This is a genomic window from Methylocystis sp. JR02 (assembly GCF_030063565.1).
GTDB classification, from domain to species: Bacteria; Pseudomonadota; Alphaproteobacteria; order Rhizobiales; family Beijerinckiaceae; genus Methylocystis; species Methylocystis iwaonis.
The window spans coordinates 359698-381705 of record NZ_JASIRC010000001.1 but is presented as its reverse complement, the minus strand read 5'-3'; the positions used below and the strand labels follow the sequence as shown (position 1 = coordinate 381705).

The following is a 22008-nucleotide window of genomic DNA, read 5'->3' as shown; positions in this document are numbered from 1 at the left end:
CCGCAACCGGCGGGAGCGCGATATGCGGATCGGGCGCGACTTCAAATATATCGCACAGGCGGCGGTGATCGGTCTGATGCTGGTTGCCGCGGACGTCGCTTTCTATGAAGCGCTACGGCACATGATGCGCTGATTTCGCTCAGCCGTTTGATTGCATTTCGGTTTGAACAGCTCGCGTTGGGGGGCATCCTGGCGGGCTGAAAGCCCGACTGGGAATCCAGAGCCACAAAAGCGCTGGTTCTGCTCAGTGCCCGTCATTGCGAGCGAAGCGAAGCAATCCAGCGCGGCGATGCGGCCCTGGATTGCTTCGTCGGCTTCGCCTCCTCGCAATGACGGGGGTGAGTCCCTGTGTGTCCAAACGGCGCGAGCGTCGGGGATGGCGCCGACCCAATCGAGCGGATCTCGTATGATAGCTTGACCGGGAGTAAACGCCGGAGATCGCATCCGGCGGCGGCGCTGCGTCATCGAAAACCTCCTCATTCGAAATCGCGCTCGACAAGTCGAGCCTGCCCCATTAGCCCCGGCCGCCTCGCCCATGCTATGCCGTCGGCATGCCTTCCCTCCCCCCGCAAGCCCGCGCGCTGCTCAAATCCGTCTTTGGCTATGACGATTTCCGCCCCGGTCAGGCGGAGATCATCGCGGCTGTGCTCGACGGCGCCCCGGTGCTCGCGGTCATGCCGACCGGCAGCGGCAAATCGATGTGCTATCAGCTCCCGGCGATCATGGAGGAGGCGCTCACTGTCGTCGTCTCGCCGCTCATCGCGCTGATGCGGGATCAGGTGCGCCAGATGCGCGCCCTCGGGGTCGGCGTCGCGACGCTCAACTCGATGAACGGCGCGGAAGAAAACGAGGAGGCGCGCCGCGCCATGCGCGAGGGCGGGCTGCGGCTTCTCTTCGTCTCGCCCGAGCGGCTGATGATGGACGGCCTCCTCGCGGAGCTGAAGCGCGCCAGGCCCCGCCGCCTCGCCATCGACGAAGCCCATTGCGTCTCGGAATGGGGGCACGACTTTCGCCCCGAATATCGCGAGATCGGCCGCGCCGCGGAGGCGCTGGGCAATATCCAGGTCGTCGGTCTCACCGCCACCGCCGACGCCGCGACCCGCGACGACATTGCGCGCCGCCTCTTCCCCGCGCCGCCGCGCCTCTTCCTGCATAGTTTCGACCGGCCGAACATCGCGCTCAATTTCGCGTTGAAGGATCAGCCGCGCCGGCAGTTGTCGCGTTTTCTCGAACGCCACAAGGGCGAAAGCGGCATCGTCTATTGCTCGTCGCGCCAGCGCACCGAGGACCTCGCGGCCTATTTCGCCGGGCAGGGCTATGATGCGCTGCCCTATCACGCGGGGCTCGCCCAGGAGACGCGCAACCGCAATGGCGACCGCTTCCTGCGCGAGGACGGCGTCATCGCCGTCGCGACCATCGCCTTCGGCATGGGCGTCAACAAGCCGGACGTGCGTTTCGTGGCGCATGCCGACATCCCGTCATCGGTCGAAAGCTATTATCAGGAGATCGGCCGCGCCGGACGCGACGGCCTGCCCGCCGATACTTTGACGCTCTACGGCCTCGACGACATGGCCTTTCGCCGTCGGCAAATCGACGCGAAAGATATCGACGAGGAACGCCGCCGCATCGAGCACGATCGCTTCTCGGCGCTCGCCATGCTCTGCGAGACGCCGCGCTGCCGCCGTCAGACGCTGCTCGCCTATTTCGCCGAGGAAGCGGGCCCCTGCGGGAGCTGCGACGTCTGCCAGGGCAAAGTCGCCGTCTTCGACGGCGCCATTCCCGCGCAAAAGGCGCTTTCGGCTGTCTATCGCACCGGCCAGCGCTTCGGCGCCAACCATATCGCCGATGTGTTGACGGGCGAGGCAACCGAAACCGTGCGCCGCCACGGCCACGACGCGATCAAGACCTTCGGCGTCGGCAAGGAACATTCCAAGACCGAATGGGCCTCGATCCTGCGCCAGCTCTTCGCCGCCGGCGCCTTGCGGACGGCGAGCGCGGAACATGGCGGCTTCGCAATGACGCCCAAAGGCGAGGATATTCTCTTCGGCCGCGAAACCATCCTGCTGCGCAGCGATCCCTTGCGGCGCCGCGAGCGGCGCGAGAAAGCAGCCGCCAATCTCGACGAGGCGACGGACCGCATCCTCTCCGCCTTAAAACGCAAGCGGCGCGAGCTCGCGCAGGAGGAAGGCGTGCCCGCTTACGTGATCTTCGCCGACCGCACGCTGATCGACATGGCCGAAAAGCGGCCTGCGACGCTCGATGAAATGCTGACGGTGCATGGCGTCGGCGAAAGAAAAGTCGCGCGCTATGGCGACGCCTTCTTGGAGGCGCTGGAGGAGGCTTTGCGGTAAACTGCGCCGAGCCCGTCATTGCGAGCGAAGCGAAGCAATCCAGGGCAGCCCATCGGCCCAGTTTGTTGACAAATCTCCGAGGCGGCCTCGTCCTTCGAGACGCGAGCTTCGCTCGCTCCTCAGGATGAGGCCTAAGTGATTGTTGCAGAAGCCCCTCATGCTGAGGAGGCTGCGCAGCAGGCGTCTCGAAGCACGAGGGGCGTCAGCCACTTTGTCAGCAGGCCCCATAGCGCTCTGGGTTGCTTCGTCGGCTGCGCCTCCTCGCAATGACGGCTCAGCGTCCCATCTGGCGCCCTGGTTGCACAACAGCCTCAACCGAAAGGCGCGCCCAGATGAAATTCTACATGACGCCGGGCTCCTGCTCGACCGGCATCCATATTTTGCTCGAGGAAATCGGCCTCGTTTTCGAAGCCTATGTGCTCAATCTGCCGCGCGGCGATCATTTGAAGCCGGAATATCTGGCGATCAACCCCAATGGCACGATCCCGACGCTGCTGCGCGACGATGGGACCGCTTTGACGGACTTCGTCAGCATCGCGACATGGCTGGCGCAAAAATATCCGCGCCGCCGACTTCTGCCCGACGACCCGGCGCTGGCCGACGAAGCGCGCGCCATGCTCGATTTCTGCACGCGCCATATCCATGGCGAAGGCTTCCGCCGCGTCTTCACCCCCGAGCGCTACGGCCCGGACCGGGAAACCACCATCGCCGAGGGGCGCGCCATCGCCGCCTCGGCCTTCGAGGCGATCGATCGCGAGATCGCCGGCCGGGATTATGCAGCGGGGGCCTTCTCCATCGCCGACGCGGCGCTGTTCTATGTGGAGTTCTGGGCCGACAAGATCGGCATGGATCTGCCCGCCAATTGCGCCGCCCATTACGCCCGCATGAAGACCCGGCCCGCCGTGCGCCAAGTGCTCGCCGAGGAGGGCTACCGCTGAGGGCGCTAAAGCCCCTGCCCCCACGGCTTGGCGGCGCCGCCGGGAGGAGTTTCAAAAAACAGCGTTGAATCAGCGACTTGCAACACAGGCAAAACCCCTTTCTTCGCTCGCATTCATAGGCCCTTCCGGAGTAGAATGGGCTTTACGAATCAAGGGGCCCAATCCCCCAAAAAGCCGAGCGAAATGAGCGATAACGAGAAGCCGAACGACCCTGCCGAATATGGCGCCGAATCGATCAAGGTGCTGCGTGGTCTGGACGCCGTCCGCAAACGTCCGGGCATGTATATCGGCGACACGGACGACGGCACCGGCCTGCATCACATGGTCTATGAGGTCGTCGACAACGCCATCGACGAAGCCCTCGCCGGCCATGCCACGCGCGTCACGGTCACGCTCAACGCCGACGGCTCCTGCACCGTCACCGACAACGGCCGCGGCATTCCCACCGACATCCACCCTGAGGAGGGCGTATCGGCGGCGAATGTCATCATGACCCAGCTCCACGCCGGCGGTAAATTCGACCAGAACTCCTACAAGGTCTCGGGCGGTCTGCACGGCGTCGGCGTCTCCGTCGTCAACGCGCTCTCCGTTTGGCTCAAGCTGCGCATCTGGCGGGGCGGCAAAGAGCACGCCATGGAGTTCTCGCATGGCGACGCCGTCGAGGACCTCAAGGTCGTCGGCGCGGCGCCGGTCGAGGACGGCGCGCCCAAGCGCGGCACGGAAGTCACCTTCCTGCCTTCCCCCGCGACCTTCACCATGGTCGATTTCGACTATGCGACGATCGAGCACCGCCTGCGGGAGCTCGCCTTTCTGAACTCCGGCGTGCGCATCCTATTGACCGACGCGCGCCACGCCGAGCTGAAGCAGGAGGAGCTTTATTACGAAGGCGGTTTGGAGGCCTTCGTGCGCTGGCTCGATCGCACCAAGCAGCCGCTCGTCTCGGCGCCGATCCTCATCAAGGGCCAGCGCGAGCACATCAACGTCGAAGTCGCGCTGTGGTGGAACGACAGCTATCACGAGAATGTGCTGGCCTTCACCAACAACATTCCGCAGCGTGACGGCGGGACCCATCTCGCTGGCTTCCGCGCGGCGCTGACGCGCCAGATCACCGGCTATGCCGACTCGTCGGGCCTCACCAAGCGCGAGAAGGTCGATCTCTCCGGCGACGATTGCCGCGAGGGCCTGACCTGCGTGCTGTCGGTGAAAGTGCCGGACCCGAAATTCTCGTCGCAGACCAAAGACAAGCTCGTCTCGTCGGAGGTGCGTCCGGCGGTCGAGAACGTCATGAATGAAATCCTCGGCCAATGGCTCGAGGAGCATCCGGCAGACGCGAAGAACGTCGTCTCCAAGGTCGTCGAGGCGGCGGCCGCGCGCGAGGCGGCGCGCAAGGCCCGCGAGCTGACGCGCCGCAAGGGCGCGCTCGATGTCGCGAACCTTCCCGGCAAGCTCGCCGACTGCCAGGAGCGCGATCCGGCCAAAGCCGAACTTTTCATCGTCGAGGGCGACTCGGCCGGCGGCACCGCCAAGCAGGGGCGCGATCGCGCCTTCCAGGCGGTGCTTCCCCTGCGCGGCAAGATCCTCAATGTCGAGCGCGCGCGTTTCGACAAGATGCTCTCCTCCGAGCAGATCGGCACGCTGATCACGGCGCTCGGCACCGGCGTCGGCCGCGATGAATTCAACGCCGACAAGCTGCGCTATCACAAGATCATTATCATGACCGACGCCGACGTCGACGGCGCCCATATCCGCACGCTCATCCTGACCTTCTTCTACCGGCAGATGCCGGAGCTGATCGAGCGCGGCCATGTCTTCATCGCGCAGGCGCCGCTCTATAAGGTGACGCGCGGCAAGTCGACGCAATATCTCAAGGACGAGCGCGCGCTCGAAGATTATCTCATCGACGCGCTGCTCGACGGCGCCGTGCTGCGCACGGGAACGGAAGATCGCGCCGGCGCCGATCTGCGCAAGGTGCTGGAGGACGCGCGCGCCTTCCGCACGGTGATGGGAAGCCTGCATTCGCGCTACGACCGCAGCGTCGTCGAGCAGGCCGCCATGGCCGGCGCACTGAAGCCGCATGGCGAAAATGGCGAGAGCGAGGGTCTTGCACTGAAGGTCGCGGGGCGTCTCGACGCCATCGCCGAAGAAACCGAACGCGGCTGGCAAGGCGAACCGCGCGAGGGAGGCTATGTCTTCAAGCGCACGCTGCGCGGCGTAACGCAAGCGGTGATCCTCGACGCCGCCATGTTGAACTCATCCGAAGCGCGCAAGCTGCAGGAGCGCGCGGACTCGCTGCGCGACGTCTTCTCGGCGCCCGCGACGCTGATCCGCCGCGGCGACGAAGCGCAGCTCTCCGGGCCTGTGGCGCTCTACGACGCCATGAACCAGATCGGCCGCAAGGGCCTCACCATCCAGCGCTACAAAGGCCTGGGCGAGATGAACGCCGAGCAGCTCTGGGAGACGACGCTCGACCGCGACGCGCGCTCGCTCCTGCAGGTGAAGGTGAAGGAAGCCGTGGAGGCCGACGACATCTTCGTGAAGCTGATGGGCGACGTCGTGGAGCCGCGCCGCGAGTTCATTCAGGAGAATGCGCTGAGCGTGGCGAATTTGGATGTGTAAGGATTTTTGTGACAAAAAATGCAGAGTCAGACTCTTCGAGGAGGTAGTCTGATTTTGTCTGCGTGGACGCCGGATTTACTTATGACATAAGCGTCGAGGTCGCGCATGCCCATGGAAACTCCTTTCCGCATTGCGACCGCACAGAGCGGCATCACTCCAGATGTCCGCGAGAACGGGCGACGAGTCCGCGATATGATGTCGGCGGCCAAATCAATGGGCTGTCGGCTTGTCCATTTTCCGGAGGGCGCTCTCTCAGGATACGTGAAATCGCAGGTCCACGATTGGACTGCCGTGGACTGGAGAGCGCTGCGCGAGGAATTGGATGCGGTCTCGGAACATGCCGCTCGGCTCGGCCTATGGACGGTGATCGGCTGCAATCACCGACTCCAGCCGCCCAATCGTCCGTACAACAGCCTGTACGTCATATCGAATGAGGGGAAATTGGCCGGACGCTACGACAAGCGTATGTGTTCGAATGCCGAACTGAACGATTGGTACACGCCGGGCGCCGAAGCCTTCGTATTCGATGTTGACGGGGTACGCTTTGGGGCCGCGCTTTGTATCGAAGTGCATTTTCCTGAATTGTTTATCGACTATGGGAGACGAGGCGTGGAATGCATGCTGTTCTCCGCCTATTCCGACGATCCCATTCACGAGCTCTTGTCGCGGGCTCACGCTGCAGCCAACAACTTTTGGGTAAGCCTCTCGATTCCCGCGTTACCGGGCAATCGCCTGTCCGCGGGTTTCATCGGACCTGACGGCTATTGGCTCGCCCGAGCCGGAACGAAGGGCGCGGAACTCTTGGTTCATGGAGAGATCAATAAAAAGAGCTCGCAATTCGATATTGCGATTAATAAGGCGCGTCCCTGGCGCGCTGCCGCGAGATCTGGTGCAATATATGCCGAACGTCGCGTGGCGGACACTCCGAGCGATGATCGAATGTCATTCTTCACCGTTTGACCAACCGGAAGGATGGGTGAAAACCTGAATCCAGCGCGCGCGAGTTGAACTTAATGCTTTTATCGACCGGACGATTCGCGCGCCAGACGCCGCCTTGATCTTGCGCCGGAGAAAAAATCCAATACTGTAAAGGGTTCAAAACGTCTTCCGGATACGAAATGCGAAACCTTACCACGTCCTCCACGGTAGAACATGTCATCGAGCGGCTGGTAGCCACTGGGCGGTTTTCGTCCAAGGACGAAGTCATTCGGGAAGGCGTTCGCCTGCTCGAAGAACGCGAACGCAAACTCGAAAAACTCGACGCCGCCCTCTCTCGGGGCATAGCCGACGCTGAAGCTGGACGTGTTACGCCTGCCGACGATGTCTTCGATCGCCTCGAGAGAAAATATCAGTCGCTGGCCTCCAAGTGAAAGTCGTCTTCACAAGCGAGGCCGAGGCAGATCTGGAGAGTATCGCCGACTACTTAGCAACGGAAAGTCCATCCCAGGCGCTCGCCTTCGTGCAAGGCTTACGGGCTCACTGCGAAAAACTATCCGACCTGCCGAAGCGCTTTCCGCTTGTGCCGCAACACGAAACGTCGGGCGTCCGCCGGATGGTTCATGGCAACTTCCTGGTCTTTTATCGCGTGTCTACCGAGACCGTTGACGTCCTGCATATCCTGCACGGCGCGCGAGATTACGAGCCGATCCTTTTCCCAACCGAATGAGTGAATCTCCCCCGCCCGCCCGCCTCATTGTCTGCGTTGGCCCCAACTGCGATGCTCATGGCCGCGGGCGCGCCTTGCTGGCCGAGGTTCAGGCGACGCTTTCCGTCGCCTTTCCCGACGCGCTCGCCGACGGCCGGCTTAAAATCGCGACGCGCCAGTGCCTGCGGCTCTGCACGCGCGATCCCGTCGTGCGGCTGGAGCCTTCGGGCGACGCCTTCTCCGACCCGGATGTGGATGAGCTGATCCGCGAGATTTCGGCGGCGCTGCGTTAGCAGCCAATCCCCGCCGTCTGCGCGCGCCTAATTCAAAAAGCTGGAGCGCATTCTTATCGCGAAGGTCTATCAACTTTTGCGAAATGCGCTCTAGTTACAGGGGCGCGCCGTTATCCCGGCGCAGCGAGCCATTCCGATGCTCAAAGTGCCTTGCGCCGGCGCCCTCAAGTTGCTGGCGTCCGCCGCCATTTTCTTCGCCCTCGCGCCGGCGGGCGCGCAGCAAGAACCAGACGCGCCGCAGCCGGGATATGAGCAACCGGATAACGCCCCCGTCGCGCCGCCGCGGCGAGACGAGCAGCCTCTAGACGAACAGCCCCGAGAAGCGCGCCCCCGGGCCGAACAGCCCCGGCGAGCCTCTCCCGCTTATGGTCCCGAAACAGCCAACGCCACCGCCCACGCCGCGCGGCGTTATGCGACGATCGCGGCGTCCGGCGGCTGGCCGCGCATCGCCAAGCCGCTCGGCGCCAACGCCAGCGGCAGACCGGTCGCGCTGCTGCGCCGCAGGCTCGCCATCGAAGGCTATCTCCCCAATCCGCAAGACAGCGGCGACAACGTATGGGACGACGCGCTCGGCGACGCCTTGCGCCGTTTCCAGGCGCATATGGGCCTTGAGCAAACAGGCGATGTCTCACGCGAGACATTGCGGGAGTTGAACATCCCTGCAGCAACCCGTGCGCGTGAACTGGAAATGACGGCGGCGCGTCTTGCGAAAATGCATTTTCGCTTCGGCGATCGTTACGTGGACGTCAATATTCCGGCGGCCTCCGTCGAAGCCGTGGAAGACGGCGATGCGATCGCGCGCTTCACGGCTGTCGTCGGCGGACGCCGCCACCGCTCGCCGCAAGTGGTCACACATATCGTCTCGATCGATCTCAATCCGACATGGACAGTGCCGGCCTCCATTATCAAAAAGGAGCTTGCGCCGAAGCTCAGACGCAACCCGCATTATTTCGAGCGCGAAAACATCCGCATTCTCGACGCGCGAGGCCGCGAGGTCGATCCGCTCAAACTGCGGCGCGTCTCGAATAAGCGCGCGGCGCATTTCACCTTCCGTCAGGAGCCGGGACCTAAAAACGCATTGGGTTCCCTGCGCATCTCCATGCCGAATAGCCACGACGTCTATATGCACGACACGCCGAACAAGAAGCTTTTCGACAGGGACTATCGCTTCCTGTCGCATGGCTGCGTGCGCGTCGAAGGCGTCTATGATCTCGCCTCCTGGCTCCTCGACGAAACCTCGCGCGATTGGACTCCCGACGCTCTCCGCGACGCCATCGACAGCGGCCGCAGCGAAAAGATCAGGCTGAGCCAGAGCGTCCCGGTCGCTTGGGTCTATATGACAGGCTGGGCGGAGGATGATGGCCCCGCCTTTTTCCGCCACGACATCTATAACCTCGACAGGGGCGCGCGATCGCCGACGCGCCGCAGGTGATAGGAGATCGGCTTGAGTGGTTCGCTGTCATTCCCGACGCTCGCGCAGCGAGCGATCAGGAATCCAGAGCCACACTAGCTACTATGGTTCTGGATTCCCGGTCGGCCTTTCAGCCCGCCGGGAATGACAAGCCCCAATGCGAGCCGTTCAAACGGAAATGGCATGACCCTTCAGAAATCCGGCTTGGCCACCATCAGCCAGAAGATCACGAGCATGGCGATAAAAGCCGGCCAACCGAGCGCGAACCACCACCAGAAATAGCGCTTATATTGCGGCGGCAGCAGCGCGCCGGTCGTAAGGCAGTCTTCGGCGATGCGCGCCATTTGCATCTGCAGCCACACGACCGGAAGCCAGCAGGCGCCGACGAAAATGTAAAGCGCGACCGACGCCAATATCCAATGCGTGTCGAACGGCCAACCCTCTTCGAGCATGAGCGCGACGCCCGTCGCCGGCTGAATGATCACCGCCGGGGCCGTGAAGATCCAATCGGCGAGCACGACGTTTTTGTTGCCGGCGACAATGGCGCGCAGATCGCCGCGCATATTGCTCGCAAGGCCATGAAACGCCGTGCCGAGCCCTGTGCCGAATAAAACGGTCGAGCTGATGATATGGAGCCATTTCAGAAAAGTAATCGTGTCGAACATTCATCCGGCCTCCAAGGCGATCATCACAAGAATGGCGGCGGCGATTGGCAAATTCTTCAGGATTGGCGCAAAGGGATGTAGCCAGTACTCGGTGGGAAGGCCGAGCGCGAGAAGCGTGAAGGCCGCCATGCTCGCAAGCTGCAGCCAACCGACGACGACCGGCCGAAAGCCGCGCAGAAGCGCCGCGCCGAGCGCAAGATCGATGGCCGCGCCGCCATAGAGCGCGGCGGCGGCGAGCAAACCAGAAAGGCCGATGGCGGCGAGCATCTCATAGCTTTTGTCGATCGGGTAAAGCCCGAAGGACAGGAGGCCGGTGGCGATCCACAGCAGCGCGAGGCTCCAGCGCAGCATCGGCCGCACGAAGAAGAGCCGCGCCGCCACACGGTCTGCATACGACCCCGGCTCCCGCGCCAGCGCGCTGCGCAGATCGCGCGGCGGGCGGCCGAGCGCCATGGTCAAGGGGCCGGGATCGGAGACATTGCCGCGCGCGAGCATCTTCATCACATCCGGATTGAGCGGCCCGCTGGTGAACCGTCCGCCGATCTGCGTGGCGAGCGCCAACAGGCGGTCGGGGATGCGGATGGCGCCCGTCGGCTGCAGGCCAAGCCAACTTCGCAGGATGCGGGTCAGCTCATAGGCCGTCATCGGCTCCGGACCCACGACGTCGATCATGCGCGGCGACTGGGCGCCCTCGACAAGCCGCGTCATAAGCTCCGCGAGATCGTCGACATGGATCGGCTGAAACCGCCAATCATCGGCGCCGATACGCGGCAATATGGGCAGCGTCGCCGAGGCCAGCAGCCAGGTCGTGCTCGCCCCTCCCCGGCCGACCACCACCGAGGGACGCAACACGCGCCAGTCGAGCCGCCGCCCGTAAGGATCGGCGTCGGCAAAGAAGGCCTCCGCCGTCCCCTTGCTGCGCTGATAGTCGGTCTCGCCCTGCGGCGCGGCGCCCAGCGCCGAGATATGAATGAAGCGCTTTACCCCCGCGGCGGCGCAGGCCGTGAACAGCCGCACGGGGCCTTCGGCGTGCACGGCGTCCATGGTGTTGGCGCCTTGGTTGCGGACGAGGCCGGCGCAATTGACGACGACCTCGAAGCCCGCTAGCTTGATCTCCAGCTTCTCAACGTCGTCGCGGGCGATGTCCACCTCGGCGCGGCCAGCGGCCGACACCGCATGCGCTTCTGCGATGAGCCGCCCGACGATGTGCCTGCCAATGAAGCCGGTCCCGCCGATCACCAAAACACGGGCCAAATGCGCCCCCTTTTTTCGAACAAACAAGCAATCCGACGCCAAGCATATAGGAACGTAGCGGGGGCACGCCCTGCGTTTTGAGCCAATTCATGCGATAAGGGGGGTATGGCGACGATTCGAAACGCATTCGACCCCGGCTTCGGCGTTTACATCCATTGGCCGTTCTGCCTGTCGAAATGCCCCTATTGCGACTTCAACAGCCACGTCCGGCGCGGCGACGTGGACGAGGATCGCTTTGTCGAGGCCTTCGCGGTGGAGCTCAAGCATCGCGCGAAGCTCGTCCCGGGCCGCGAGGTCCGCTCGGTTTTCTTCGGCGGCGGCACGCCATCGCTGATGTCGCCCTCGACGGCGGGCGCAATACTCGGCGAGATCGCCAAGCATTGGACCATGGCCAAGGATGTCGAGATCACGCTGGAGGCCAATCCGACGAGCGTCGAGGCGTCGCGCTTCAAGGGTTTCAAGGCGGCGGGGATCAACCGCGTCTCGCTCGGCCTGCAGGCATTGAACGACATCGACCTCAAGGCGCTCGGCCGGCAGCATTCAGTGGCCGAGGCGCTGATGGCGCTCGACGTCGCGACCGCCACTTTCGAGCGCGCCTCTTTCGATCTCATCTACGGCCGCACCGGGCAGACGCCCGCCGCCTGGCGCAAGGAGCTGGACCTCGCCTTGGCCCGTGCGCCCGAGCACATTTCGCTCTATCAGCTCACCATCGAGCCCGAGACCATGTTCGAGCGCCTGGTGAACACGGGCAAGATGACGCTTCCCGACCCGGACACGCAGCGCGCTTTGTGGGACGTGACGCAGGAAGTCACCGCGCGGCACGGCATGCCGGCCTATGAGGTCTCCAACCACGCGCGGGCCGGCGCGGAATGCCGGCATAATCTCGTCTATTGGCGCTACGGCGAATATATCGGCGTCGGCCCCGGCGCACATGGCCGCATCGTGACGACGCGCGGCCGCCGCGCCCAGGCCTGCGAGCGCCACCCCGAAATGTGGCTCACTTGCGTCGAGACCGAAGGCCATGGCCTCGTCGAGGACGAGTTGCTCAATCCGGAGCAGGAGGGCGACGAATTCCTGCTGATGGGCCTGCGCCTGCGCGAAGGCGTCGATCCGCAGCGCTATTTCCTGCTCACGGGAAAGAAGCTCTCGCAGTCGCGTATTTCCGAGCTGATCGGCGACGGCCTCGTCGAGGTCACGCGCGAGAACAGGCTCCGCGTGAGCTCGGAAGGCTTTCCGGTGCTCGACGCAGTAGTGGCGGATTTGGCGGCGTAAGCGTCACTCTCGCGCTTCTTGCTTGACTGGCGTTTCCATTTGAACAGCTCGCGTTGGGATTTGTCATTCCCGGCGGGCTGAAAGCCCGACCGGGAATCCAGAGCCACAAGAACGCTGGTTCTGCTCTGGATCCCCGATCGCTCGCTCAAGCGAGCGTCGGGAATGACACCGAACACCCCGCATTATTGGCTCAAAGCGCGGCTGCTATTGGCACCGCGCCTCGCAGGCCTCGCCGCCCGACTCACATCTATCCACGCAAATCTGGTTCTCATCCCACGTGGTGTTTGGATCGTCATAGGGACAACCGGCGTCACACCGAAGCCGCTGATTGTTGCAATTATCGTAACACGTCCAATAATCTGTTCTCTGGAATAGCCCGTTTGCGGCCTCTAGCGGACCTGCCGAAGGGACTGCCGCAGCGGCGCCTGTCGCGACTATCGCCATGGCGAAGCAGAGCGAGATTGCGCTGATCGTTTTCATAGAAAGCATGAGACCCTCCTAGACAAACGAAACCGAGCCATAGGAAGCCAGAAACCAACTATCGGTTGCCGCCGCGTCGATCCGACCGACGAAGCCGTTCGGTCTTTCGGCTTCCTTCTTCAATCTGGCAACGCGCCCGGCAATCGGCGTATCTTGGCTCTTTGCTCATACGACAAAAATTGACGGAAGCTTCGTCGAGCCCCGAGCATGTTTCGGCTCGGATTGCCTCGCAGCGCATGAAACAAGCCTGGGATGCATCCGCCTTGGCCCCACCGAATAATATCGCGGCGGCAATCATCGCCATAACGGCCTCTGCAGAACGTGCGTTCAACAACCGTTCAATGTCGACGCTGTTGGCTTTCATTTTGCCCTTCCTTCTGGTCAGGCGTGCGCCGCAATGCATGAGCGCTTGGCGTTAATTTAGGTTCCTTGTCGGCAAGCGGACCAGCCGGAAACTCGCGGCATCTCGTCGCATCGTTCAAGTCTTCTATTAAAATGTTCAAGAACAACGACGCGCGTGAAAAAGGCCAGCGCAAAGGAAAGCGATTCAGCTTGAATGGAACTCCCGCCGAGATCTTTGCGTTGACAAGCGTGGGATCGCGAGGGAGCAATTTCATGAGATGGATGCGTTTATTGATGGCGCTTGCATTCATGGGCGCGGCCAATGCCGCTTACGCCATCACATGCGGCTCCGACCAATGGTGTTGCCGGCACGACATCGGCGGCACGGGCGAATGTGTAAAGTGCTGCGCGAAATCGAGCAGCTCGATACGGCTGCAAAAGAACAAGGTGGCCTGCGTCCAGTTGCCAATCGCCTGCAACAGCAACGCCGATTGCACCTGCAGCGGATGCTGTTCGGATTGGAACCGCTGCCAACCGACATGTGATGATTAGTGGGTTCGTTGTCATTCCCGACGCTCGCGCAGCGAGCGATCGGGAATCCGGAGCAACATTAGCGCTATTGTGGCTCTGGATTCCCGGTCGGGCTTTCAGCCCGCCGGGAATGACAAAGGCCCAGCGCAAGCGGTTCAAGCTGAAATGGCGTCATGCGCCATTCGTCTTCATAAAACTCAGCGCCCCAGGCGCGATGGTCTGGCGCGTCTCGAAGAACCCGCGCCACTCATCCTTCAAGCCAAGCGCGCTTTTGATGTCGTAATCGCTGGCGCTATCGGCGTCGGTAAGCGTCTTCCAGGACAGAGGCGCCGCCACCGTCGCGCCGCGGCGGGCGCGTAAGGACCACGGCAGGATCGCCGTCGCGGATTTTTTGTTGCGCAGCCAATCGATGAAGATGCGCCCGGCCCGGCGCCGCTTGCTCATCGTCGCGACGAAGCGTTGCGGCTCCTGTCGCGCCAGCCCGCGCGCAAAGCCCGCCGCGAACACTTCCGTATCGGCGTAAGTGAGCGAACGGTCGAGCGGCAGCACGATATGAATCCCCTTGCCGCCTGTCAGCAGCGGCCAGGATGAGAGGCCGATCGCCTTCAGATAATCGCGAATATCCGCGGCGGCCTTGCAGGTGTCACGGAACGGCAAATCCTCATCTGGATCGAGATCGAACACCATCCGATCCGGCCGGTCGAGATCGCTTGCGAGCGACATCCAGCCATGAATTTCAATGGCGCCGAATTGCGCGGCCGTATGCAAGCCGAGCGCGCCGTCGAGCGCGATATAAGGCTCGTCTTCATTCTCGACCGTAAGAATGCCCTTGCTCATCCCTTTCAACGGATGGCGTTGGAAGAACAGCTCCTCGACCGTCTCCGGCGCGCGCAACAGGCTGATCGGCCGATCGGCAAGATGCGGCGCCATGCGCGGCGCAACAGTGTCGTAATAGGCGGCGATCTCGCCCTTGGTGATCCCGTCGGCGGGAAACACGACCCGGCTCGCATGGGTGATGCGCGAGAGCTTTGGCGGCTCCTGTTGCGCGGGCGCTTTCGTCGTCATGTCTTCGCGCACGCCGAGAAAGCGCGCCTGCCGCAATTGCCCGTCCATGGTCCAGCCGCCGAAGCGCACTTCCGCCGGAAAGGGCGTTTCGATGAGGACGACGCCTTTTGGAATCTTATCCGCCGCAAGGAGCTTTGGGCCGCTCCCCTTTTTCGCGCGCTTTGCCAATAAAGGCGCGAGCGTGCGTCTGGTCGCGGCGTCATAGCCCGTCCCGATGCGTCCGACATAACGCAGCCCCTCCGGTGTTTCTTTCGCGGCGACGAGCGAAGCAAATGACTCGCCCTTCTCGGAAGGGCGGTAGCCGACGATCAGCACGTCCTCGCGAAAATCGCCCTTGATCTTCAGCCAATCGGAAAAACGGCCGCTGCGATAGGGCGCGTCGGCGCGCTTGGCGATGATCCCTTCCGCGCCCGCGCGCGTGGCCTGCGCAAAGACGGTGTGGCCGTCGCCCTCGATATAATCGCCATAGCGAATAGCGCCGTCGCTTTTGGAAAGAAGCTGTTTGAGGCGCTCCTTGCGTTTGCGCAGCGGCTCGGCGCGCAGGTCCTTCTCATCCAGCATCAACAGATCGAAAGCGACGAACTCGACGCGCTCGCTGCGCCCGGCCTCCAGCGCCGAGACCAGCATGGCGAAATCGGAAAGCCCGTTCTCGTCGAAGACGACCGCCTCGCCGTCGAGAAGCGCATTGCGGCAGGGCAGCGCGAAAGCCGCGCGCGCCAGGCCGGAAAAGCGCTCGGTCCAATCGAGCCCGCTGCGCGTATAGACGCGCGCGCCGTCGACGCCGGTCACAAGCTCCAGGCGGTAGCCGTCATATTTCAACTCGAAAATCCAGTCGCCTACGGAGGGGGGCTGTTCGGCCGTCTCACAGAGTTGCGGCGCGATGAATTTCGGCGTCGGCGCGGAGGCGATGGGCTTATCCGACCAATAGGCCGCCTTGGCCCGTGATCGAGCAGCCTGGGGTTTCCCATCCCTCCCCTTTACGGGGAGGGTGGCCCCGCGAAGCGGGGTCGGGTGGGGTCCGGCCCCAACATCGTCGTGGCTGCGCGGGCCCCACCCGGCGGCCTTTGGCCGCCGACTTCCCCGTAAAGGGGAGGTATGGGTGGCTAACGACGCAGCTTTCGCTTTCGCGCCTCGCTCGATCTCCTCGCGCGTGCGGCCGGTCGTGACGCTCGTCACATATCGCCCGACAAGGTCATCCTCCTTGTCGGCGTATTCGTCCCGCTCCTTTATCAGGAGCCAGTTCTCCCCTTTGTCGCGCGTCTTCATGCGCACCAGAACCCAGCCGCCCTTCATGCGCGCGCCCTGGGCCAGGAACTTGATCTCCCCCTTCTCCAGCGCCTCGAGCGGATCGCCATTCTGCGGCGTAAAGGTCGCGTCCTCCCACAGCATCACCGTCCCGCCGCCATATTCGCCTTTTGGGATCAAGCCTTCGAAATCGCCGTAATCGAGCGGATGGTCCTCGGTGCGGACAGCCAGACGCTTGTCGGCCGGGTCCGACGACGGGCCGCGCGCGACAGCCCAGCTCTTAAGCACGCCATCCATCTCGAGCCGCAGGTCGAAATGCTCGCGCCGCGCAAAATGCCGTTGCACCACGAGACGCGGCGCGCCGCCATGCGAAACCCCTCCCTGCGGCTCAGGCGTGACCGAGAAATCGCGCTTGGCCCGATAGGCGCCGAGCGCACTATCGTCCTTCCTGGCGCGCGTCGGCATTTATCCGGCCCGGCGCCGCGCCGGCGCCTTCGTAGCCTTGGAGGATTTCGCGGCCGGGGCTTTCTTCGCGGGTGGGGCGGACGGCCGCTTGCCCTTCTTCGGCGGCTCCGGCGGCGCCTCGCCACCGCCGCCCCCGCTGGCGGCGACCGAGCGTTTCAACGCCTCCATGAAATCGAGCACCTTGGCGCCCGGCTCGACCTGCTCCTCGACCGGCACAGTCTCGCCGCGCCCGAGCTTCGCCTTCACAAGCTCGCGCAAGGCTTCGGCATAGTGGTTGCGGAATTTCGCCGGATCGAAAGGCTCGCTGCGCCGTTCGATCAAATCCTCGGCCATCTGCACCATGTCTTCGCGCGGCTTATCGCGGCCGATCGCGGAGAAGATGTCCTCGGCATTCTTCAGCTCGCTGTCGTAGCGCAGCGTATCGAGCACGAGCCCCTGCCCTTCGCCCATCGGGAACAAAGCGACGAGATGCTCCCGCCCGCGCAAAGTGAGCTGGCCGATGCCGACTTTATGCTTGGCCCACAGCGCGTCGCGCAGCACGCGATAGCCCTCCTCGGCGACTTCGCCGTCGGGCAGCACATAGTAAGGCCGGTTGAAATAGAGCGGCTCGATCTCCTCGGCCTCGACGAATTGCAGGAGGTCGATCGTATGCCGCGTCGACAGCTTCAGGGAGTCGAGTTCCTCGTCTTCCATGAAGACGTAATTTCCTGGCTCGACCTCGTAACCGAGGACGATGTCCTCCTTCTTGACCTCGCCTTTGCCCGGCGCGACCTTGAGGTAGCGGATGCGTTGCTTGGAGTTGCGGTCGACCTGGTGAAAGCGGATTTCCGACTCGGCCTTTTCCGCCGCCACCAACCGGACGGGAATCGAGACAAGGGCCAGACGCAGATAGCCCTTCCAGAAAGTGCGCGCCGACTCGGCCATCACTCGCTCCTGCACGCGCAGTTTGGGATGGCCTTTAGATAAGGCGCCGCGGCGCAATGCGCAGAGGCTTCGCAGCCGACAAAAGAAAACGCCCGCACTGGAGGCGGGCGAACATCACTGACGAAGCGGTATTGACGCCCCTCGTGCTTCGAGACGCCTGCTACGCAGGCTCCTCAGCAAGAGGGGCTTTTACAACAATCGCTTATACGAGATCCGCTTGGTTGGCTCGCCGTCATTGCGAGGAGGCGGAGCCGACGAAGCAATCCAGGGCCGCATCACTGCCCTGGATTGCTTCGCTTCGCTCGCAATGACGGACTCTGAGCAAGACCAGCGCCGTTGTGGCTCTGGATTCCCGGTCGGCTTTCAGCCCGGGGAGTGACATGCCCCGATACGAGCCGTTCAAACGGAAATGGTATTAGGCCTCATCCTGGCGAGCGAGCGAAAATCACGCCCGGCCCTTGCGGCTCGACATCGGCGTGCGCAGCACGTTGCGACGCTCCGCGATGATCTCGCTTGCTACGGTTTTCGCGGCGCTCTTTCGGGCGGCGCGCGCGGCCTCGCTCAGCCGATCGAGGGAAGCGCTCGTTCTCCCGATCTTGGGCGCAACCGGCGCCGGCTCGGCGCGCTCTTCGCGAAGCTGTGGAACGATCTTGGCGGCGGGCGCGGGCCTTGCGCCGGCGCGCTCCTCGCTCGTGGCGGAAAGATCGCCGGTGACGACGGCGCCCTTCTCCAGCTCCATCTCCCGATAGATCACCCGCCCCTCGACGCGGCCGGTCGAACGGACGGTGAGAAGCTCGGAGATTTCCATGTGGTCGCTGATCGAGCCGCTGACGTCGGCCTCTTCGGCCACGACATGGCCACGGATCACGCCCGATCGTCCGACGACGACGCCGCGCGCCGTGACGTCGCCCTCGACCACGCCGTCGACGACGAGCAAGTCAGGAACGGAGAACGCGCCCTTCACCGTCACGCCAGCGCCGATATAGACGACGTTCTCCTGCTCCGGCCTAAAACCGGCGATCGCGTTGGCAGCCATTTCCGTCCCTCTGAAGCTGAACCATAATATTAGCTTGCGGCGACCATACGTTAACAGAAGCCTTACCACAATAAAAAATGGGCTGACGACAATTGGACCGAGAAGCGGCGCCAAGCGTGACTATGCTTGTCGGCTGTTCGTCTTACCAACAAAGCTGACGAATCTACCCTTGCTTTGAACGAGACTCATCACTGAGCGGGTGCAGGTCGCGAACCATGGCCCGCATTCTTTCGTCGAGCACATGCGTATAGATTTGCGTGGTCGCAATATCGGCATGGCCGAGCAGTTCCTGCACCACGCGTAAATCCGCGCCGTTCTGCAATAAGTGGCTGGCGAAAGCGTGCCGCAGCGCATGCGGATGGACCTGCGCCGCGGATAATCCCGCCGCGACGCCGAGCGTCTTGAGCTCGCGCGCGAAAGCCTGCCGGGTGAGATGACCGCTGTCGCTGTCGGCGGGAAAGAGGAAGGGCTCTTGCGCCAGCTCCGGCGAGACGGCCTCGATGAGCTTGCGGTAATCAACGAGCGCGCGCTTGGCGCGTTCCGTCAAGGGCGCCAGCCGCTCGCGCCCGCCCTTGCCCTTGATCGCGATAAAGGGATCGCGCGCCCGCGCCGCGCTCTTGGGCAGCGACACCAGCTCCGAGACGCGCAGCCCCGTGGCGTAAAGCGTCTCCAGAAGCGCGTAGAGGCGCGCGGCGCGCAATCGCTCGCGCAGCGGGCGCTTTTCATCGTCCAACCCCTCGCGGGCCGTGGCGAGCAGACGGTCGACCTCATCGACCGACATCACCCCCGGCGCATTGCGCACCAGCCGCGGGCCTTCCAGCGCGGCGGCCGGATCGTCGCCGCGATGGCGGTCGACATACAGAAATTTATGGAACTGCCGCAGCGCCGAGCGCCGCCGCGCCACCGTCGCGCGAGCCATGCCACGCGCGTCGAGTTCAACAAGATAGGCTCGCAAATCCTCGATGGTCGCGCCAACCGGCCCCCGGCCCAGACCGCGCAGGAAATCGATATAGTCGGTCAGGTCGCGCCGATAGGCGTCGAGCGTGTTGTACGCCGCGCCGCGTTCGGCCGCCTGCATATCGAGGAAGGCGTCGAGCAGAAGCGCGGGAGCGCTCATGGGCGCAAGCCTATTTGTTCAGGCGCTGCGCCGGGATCGTATAGCTCATTTCGCGCGGCTGCGGCGTGACAAAGGAGACGACCGCAATCATCGCGCCATAGACCAGCGCGACGAGGGCGGCGACGATCACGAGAAAGCGGATGAGGCTCGGCAAGGCGGCGACTCTTGGTCAATGACGCTCCGAGCTATCGCCCGAAGCGCCTGCGATTGCAACCGTGAGCGCTCAGCGGACGACCACCCGTGCGCCTACGCCCACGCGATTATAAAGGTCGACGACATCGTCGTTCATCATGCGGATGCAGCCGGACGAGACATTCTGACCGATCGTATGCGGCTCATTGGTGCCGTGAATGCGGTAGAGCGACGAGCCAAGGTAGAGCGCGCGGGCGCCGAGCGGATTGGCCGGACCGCCCGCCATATGACGCGGCAGATCGGGGCGGCGGGCGAGCATCTCGGCCGGCGGCGTCCAATCGGGCCATTCCGCCTTGCGGCTGATGGTCTTCACGCCCGACCATTCGAAACCCGGCCGGCCCACGCCGATGCCATAGCGCGTGGCGTGGCCGCGGCCGTGAACGAGATAGAGGAATTTGTTCGGCGTATCGACGACAATGGTGCCGGGCGCCTCGGCGCCGTTGTACTCGACATCGGCCCGCATATATCTCGGATCGACGGCGCGCTCCATCTCGACGGACTGCGGGGCGTAAGCCGCCGTTTGCATGCGGGGATTGGGATAGGCCGCCGGCGGCGCGGCGTAGCGCGCAGCGCCGGGCTCGTCGCCGACGAGCGCCTCGATCAGACCGCCGCCGAGGGGGCTCTGCTGCTGGTAATAATAACCGGGCGCGGGCGGCGCGGCCGTGATGACCGGATTTGCCCGAGCCGGAGCGACAAGGAGCGCGGCAGACGCGATTGAAGCCGCGCAGCTAAGAAAGACGGTGCGTTTACGCATGACAAAAACCATTGCGAGCGCGCCATTTGCTTATCGGATGGCGCGATTGGCGATGGTCAATATGATATACCGTCAAATTTTACGGTAAATACTAACCAGTTCTCGTGGTTATCAATGAGAAAATATCAACCATTACTTGGTTAGACGCCAGTGAATATTAATGATGAAAAATGGGTTGAGACGAATCTCTCAAGGTGGGTTGCTGTCATTCCCGGCGGGCTGTAAGCCCGACCGGGAATCCAGGGCAAAGAGCGCTGTTTTTGCTCTGGATTCCCGATCGCTCGCTTCGCGAGCGTCGGGAATGACGAGGCGCAGTCCGAGCCGCTCAAGCACAAATCATCGGAACATCAGAGGCGTGCGCCCGCCATTGGCGCGCGTGAATTTGTCTTTTTGAGTAGCGCACCATTCCCCGGCGCCGGCCGCGCCGATCTCGGCGCGGACCCTGGCTTCCTCGCCTGCGAGGCTTGCCTGAAAAGCCTTCGCGTCCTTGGGGGGAAATGCGTGTTCGAGCATCCAGATCATCTGATCGATCTCGCGCTCATTAACGTGAATCTCTGTTGCGCAGACAGACTTCAACGCTTTCGCCAGAGCGATGCTGCGGGCCGCGCCGCCGTGATCGTCTCCAGCGAAGGCCGTGCTCCACAGCGCAAGAATGGCGGCGCCGATAAGCGCCCCGCGTTTGATTGTCCCTTTTAACATCGAACCCTCCCTTTTCTTGGGAGGACGTTAGGGAATGACTCCGGCCAAATCCGTGCGCAACTACACGCGGCAGGCCTAGAAATGCGACTCCGACTCCGGCGTATCCTCTTCCTCCGGTATCTGGTGCTTCATGATCAGCGGCGCCTGGGAGATCGCGAAAAGGATCGTCAGCGGCAGAATGCCAAAGACCTTGAAATTCACCCACTCGTCCGTGGTGACGACGCGCCGCACCACTTCGTTGAGGCCGGCCAGGAAGAAGAAGAAGAAGCCCCAGCGCCAGGTGAGCTTGCGCCATCCTGCGTCGTCGATATGGATCGCCATGTCGAAGACGATCGGCAGCAAGAGCTTGCCGAAGTAAAGGGCGCCGATCAGCGTCGCGCCGAACATCGAATAAAGGATCGTCACCTTCAGCTTGATGAAGGTTTCGTTCTGCAGAAAGACCGTCAGCCCGCCGAAGACCAAAACCAATAGCGCCGTCACGACCGGCATGGCCGGCAGATGGCGCGTCACCGACCAGGAGACGGCGAGCGTCACCAGCACGCCGACCATCAGCACGCCGGTGGCGTAGAAGATGCCGAACTTGCTGTTGACGATGAAGAAGATGATGAGAGGCCCAAGCTCGAGGGCGACTTTCAATCTCGGGTCGAGCTTCTTCTTTGGAGCCGCCGGCCGTTCGAGGCCGGGCGCGGTCGTCGTTTCCTGCGTCATCCCTA

General features: G+C 63.2%; 22 protein-coding genes. 10 read left to right on the top strand and 12 right to left on the bottom strand.

The annotated features are described in order from the left end of the window. Nucleotides 1-551 precede the first annotated feature (551 nt). The 8 genes from recQ (at nucleotide 552) to QNA11_RS01640 (ending at nucleotide 9275) form a co-directional block, all read left to right on the top strand. On the top strand, nucleotides 552-2351 hold the full coding sequence (gene recQ, locus QNA11_RS01675; protein ID WP_283481711.1) for a DNA helicase RecQ: 1800 nt from the start codon (nucleotides 552-554) through the stop codon (nucleotides 2349-2351). A gap of 332 nt (nucleotides 2352-2683) precedes the next feature. Next, entirely contained in the window at nucleotides 2684-3289 is a 606-nt protein-coding gene (locus QNA11_RS01670; protein ID WP_283481710.1) for a glutathione S-transferase family protein, read from the top strand. Between the two features lie 183 nt (nucleotides 3290-3472). Next, nucleotides 3473-5905 carry a DNA topoisomerase (ATP-hydrolyzing) subunit B gene (gyrB, locus tag QNA11_RS01665; protein WP_283481709.1) on the top strand — a complete coding sequence of 811 codons (2433 nt, stop codon included), beginning with the start codon at nucleotides 3473-3475 and terminating at the stop codon, nucleotides 5903-5905. Between the two features lie 105 nt (nucleotides 5906-6010). Then, complete coding sequence (locus QNA11_RS01660) at nucleotides 6011-6865, top strand: carbon-nitrogen hydrolase family protein (protein ID WP_283481708.1); 855 nt, start codon at nucleotides 6011-6013, stop codon at nucleotides 6863-6865. 158 nt (nucleotides 6866-7023) lie between these two features. Next, nucleotides 7024-7275: a type II toxin-antitoxin system ParD family antitoxin gene (locus QNA11_RS01655; protein WP_283481707.1), complete on the top strand. Its 252-nt coding sequence runs from the start codon at nucleotides 7024-7026 to the stop codon at nucleotides 7273-7275. After that, on the top strand, nucleotides 7272-7571 hold the full coding sequence (locus tag QNA11_RS01650; RefSeq protein ID WP_283481706.1) for a type II toxin-antitoxin system RelE/ParE family toxin: 300 nt from the start codon (nucleotides 7272-7274) through the stop codon (nucleotides 7569-7571). The genes QNA11_RS01655 and QNA11_RS01650 overlap by 4 nt, the downstream gene beginning before the upstream one ends. Nucleotides 7572-7645: 74 nt before the next feature. Next, on the top strand, nucleotides 7646-7843 hold the full coding sequence (locus tag QNA11_RS01645; RefSeq protein ID WP_283481705.1) for a (2Fe-2S) ferredoxin domain-containing protein: 198 nt from the start codon (nucleotides 7646-7648) through the stop codon (nucleotides 7841-7843). A gap of 136 nt (nucleotides 7844-7979) precedes the next feature. Next, nucleotides 7980-9275 (top strand): L,D-transpeptidase family protein, encoded by a 1296-nt coding sequence (locus QNA11_RS01640; RefSeq protein WP_283481704.1) that lies wholly within the window; start codon nucleotides 7980-7982, stop codon nucleotides 9273-9275. A 170-nt stretch (nucleotides 9276-9445) separates the two neighbouring features. On the opposite strand, the gene QNA11_RS01635 is transcribed toward QNA11_RS01640, so the two are convergent. Then, nucleotides 9446-9919 (bottom strand): DUF2269 family protein, encoded by a 474-nt coding sequence (locus QNA11_RS01635; RefSeq protein ID WP_283481703.1) that lies wholly within the window; start codon nucleotides 9917-9919, stop codon nucleotides 9446-9448. Further along, nucleotides 9920-11173 (bottom strand): SDR family oxidoreductase, encoded by a 1254-nt coding sequence (locus QNA11_RS01630; RefSeq protein WP_283481702.1) that lies wholly within the window; start codon nucleotides 11171-11173, stop codon nucleotides 9920-9922. A gap of 105 nt (nucleotides 11174-11278) precedes the next feature. Between QNA11_RS01630 and hemW the strand changes: the two genes are divergently transcribed. Then, nucleotides 11279-12445 (top strand): radical SAM family heme chaperone HemW, encoded by a 1167-nt coding sequence (hemW, locus tag QNA11_RS01625; RefSeq protein WP_283481701.1) that lies wholly within the window; start codon nucleotides 11279-11281, stop codon nucleotides 12443-12445. Nucleotides 12446-12983: 538 nt separating this feature from the next. Here the strand turns inward: hemW and QNA11_RS01620 are convergent. After that, nucleotides 12984-13289, bottom strand: a complete 306-nt coding sequence (locus QNA11_RS01620; protein ID WP_283481700.1) for a hypothetical protein — start codon at nucleotides 13287-13289, stop codon at nucleotides 12984-12986. After that, the gene (locus tag QNA11_RS01615; protein ID WP_283481699.1) at nucleotides 13264-13590 is read right to left on the bottom strand and encodes a hypothetical protein; all 327 of its coding nucleotides are present in this window, start codon (nucleotides 13588-13590) and stop codon (nucleotides 13264-13266) included. Before QNA11_RS01615 ends, QNA11_RS01620 begins: the two co-directional genes overlap by 26 nt. Nucleotides 13591-13668: 78 nt before the next feature. Here QNA11_RS01615 and QNA11_RS01610 point away from each other — a divergent pair, with 78 nt between their 5' ends. Beyond that, on the top strand, nucleotides 13669-13812 hold the full coding sequence (locus QNA11_RS01610; protein WP_283481698.1) for a hypothetical protein: 144 nt from the start codon (nucleotides 13669-13671) through the stop codon (nucleotides 13810-13812). A 157-nt stretch (nucleotides 13813-13969) separates the two neighbouring features. Here the strand turns inward: QNA11_RS01610 and ligD are convergent, their stop codons facing one another. The 8 genes from ligD to QNA11_RS01570 form a co-directional block, all read right to left on the bottom strand. After that, a complete protein-coding gene (gene ligD, locus QNA11_RS01605) occupies nucleotides 13970-16573 on the bottom strand; it encodes a DNA ligase D (RefSeq protein ID WP_283481697.1) in 2604 nt (867 codons plus the stop codon). After that, on the bottom strand, nucleotides 16574-17497 hold the full coding sequence (ku, locus tag QNA11_RS01600; protein WP_283481696.1) for a non-homologous end joining protein Ku: 924 nt from the start codon (nucleotides 17495-17497) through the stop codon (nucleotides 16574-16576). Between the two features lie 445 nt (nucleotides 17498-17942). Continuing rightward, nucleotides 17943-18533 (bottom strand): bactofilin family protein, encoded by a 591-nt coding sequence (locus tag QNA11_RS01595; RefSeq protein WP_283481695.1) that lies wholly within the window; start codon nucleotides 18531-18533, stop codon nucleotides 17943-17945. Nucleotides 18534-18696: 163 nt separating this feature from the next. Further along, nucleotides 18697-19650 (bottom strand): tyrosine recombinase, encoded by a 954-nt coding sequence (locus QNA11_RS01590; RefSeq protein WP_283481694.1) that lies wholly within the window; start codon nucleotides 19648-19650, stop codon nucleotides 18697-18699. A gap of 10 nt (nucleotides 19651-19660) precedes the next feature. Next, the gene (locus QNA11_RS01585) at nucleotides 19661-19804 is read right to left on the bottom strand and encodes an oxidoreductase (protein WP_283481693.1); all 144 of its coding nucleotides are present in this window, start codon (nucleotides 19802-19804) and stop codon (nucleotides 19661-19663) included. 69 nt (nucleotides 19805-19873) lie between these two features. After that, nucleotides 19874-20596 (bottom strand): L,D-transpeptidase, encoded by a 723-nt coding sequence (locus tag QNA11_RS01580; protein ID WP_283481692.1) that lies wholly within the window; start codon nucleotides 20594-20596, stop codon nucleotides 19874-19876. A 336-nt stretch (nucleotides 20597-20932) separates the two neighbouring features. After that, the gene (locus QNA11_RS01575; protein ID WP_283481691.1) at nucleotides 20933-21295 is read right to left on the bottom strand and encodes a hypothetical protein; all 363 of its coding nucleotides are present in this window, start codon (nucleotides 21293-21295) and stop codon (nucleotides 20933-20935) included. Between the two features lie 75 nt (nucleotides 21296-21370). Continuing rightward, the gene (locus QNA11_RS01570) at nucleotides 21371-22003 is read right to left on the bottom strand and encodes a septation protein A (protein WP_281931540.1); all 633 of its coding nucleotides are present in this window, start codon (nucleotides 22001-22003) and stop codon (nucleotides 21371-21373) included. Between the last annotated feature and the right edge of the window lie 5 nt (nucleotides 22004-22008).

Excerpts from the sequence above, each read along its gene's own strand:
- recQ (WP_283481711.1), top strand. The coding sequence starts at position 552 with ATGCCTTCCCTCCCCCCGCAAGCCCGCGCGCTGCTCAAATCCGTCTTT.
- QNA11_RS01670 (WP_283481710.1), top strand. The coding sequence starts at position 2,684 with ATGAAATTCTACATGACGCCGGGCTCCTGCTCGACCGGCATCCATATT.
- gyrB (WP_283481709.1), top strand. The coding sequence starts at position 3,473 with ATGAGCGATAACGAGAAGCCGAACGACCCTGCCGAATATGGCGCCGAA.
- QNA11_RS01660 (WP_283481708.1), top strand. The coding sequence starts at position 6,011 with ATGCCCATGGAAACTCCTTTCCGCATTGCGACCGCACAGAGCGGCATC.
- QNA11_RS01655 (WP_283481707.1), top strand. The coding sequence starts at position 7,024 with ATGCGAAACCTTACCACGTCCTCCACGGTAGAACATGTCATCGAGCGG.
- QNA11_RS01640 (WP_283481704.1), top strand. The coding sequence starts at position 7,980 with ATGCTCAAAGTGCCTTGCGCCGGCGCCCTCAAGTTGCTGGCGTCCGCC.
- QNA11_RS01635 (WP_283481703.1), bottom strand. The coding sequence starts at position 9,919 with ATGTTCGACACGATTACTTTTCTGAAATGGCTCCATATCATCAGCTCG.
- hemW (WP_283481701.1), top strand. The coding sequence starts at position 11,279 with ATGGCGACGATTCGAAACGCATTCGACCCCGGCTTCGGCGTTTACATC.
- QNA11_RS01620 (WP_283481700.1), bottom strand. The coding sequence starts at position 13,289 with ATGAAAGCCAACAGCGTCGACATTGAACGGTTGTTGAACGCACGTTCT.
- ligD (WP_283481697.1), bottom strand. The coding sequence starts at position 16,573 with ATGCCGACGCGCGCCAGGAAGGACGATAGTGCGCTCGGCGCCTATCGG.
- ku (WP_283481696.1), bottom strand. The coding sequence starts at position 17,497 with ATGGCCGAGTCGGCGCGCACTTTCTGGAAGGGCTATCTGCGTCTGGCC.
- QNA11_RS01595 (WP_283481695.1), bottom strand. The coding sequence starts at position 18,533 with ATGGCTGCCAACGCGATCGCCGGTTTTAGGCCGGAGCAGGAGAACGTC.
- QNA11_RS01590 (WP_283481694.1), bottom strand. The coding sequence starts at position 19,650 with ATGAGCGCTCCCGCGCTTCTGCTCGACGCCTTCCTCGATATGCAGGCG.
- QNA11_RS01580 (WP_283481692.1), bottom strand. The coding sequence starts at position 20,596 with ATGCGTAAACGCACCGTCTTTCTTAGCTGCGCGGCTTCAATCGCGTCT.
- QNA11_RS01575 (WP_283481691.1), bottom strand. The coding sequence starts at position 21,295 with ATGTTAAAAGGGACAATCAAACGCGGGGCGCTTATCGGCGCCGCCATT.
- QNA11_RS01570 (WP_281931540.1), bottom strand. The coding sequence starts at position 22,003 with ATGACGCAGGAAACGACGACCGCGCCCGGCCTCGAACGGCCGGCGGCT.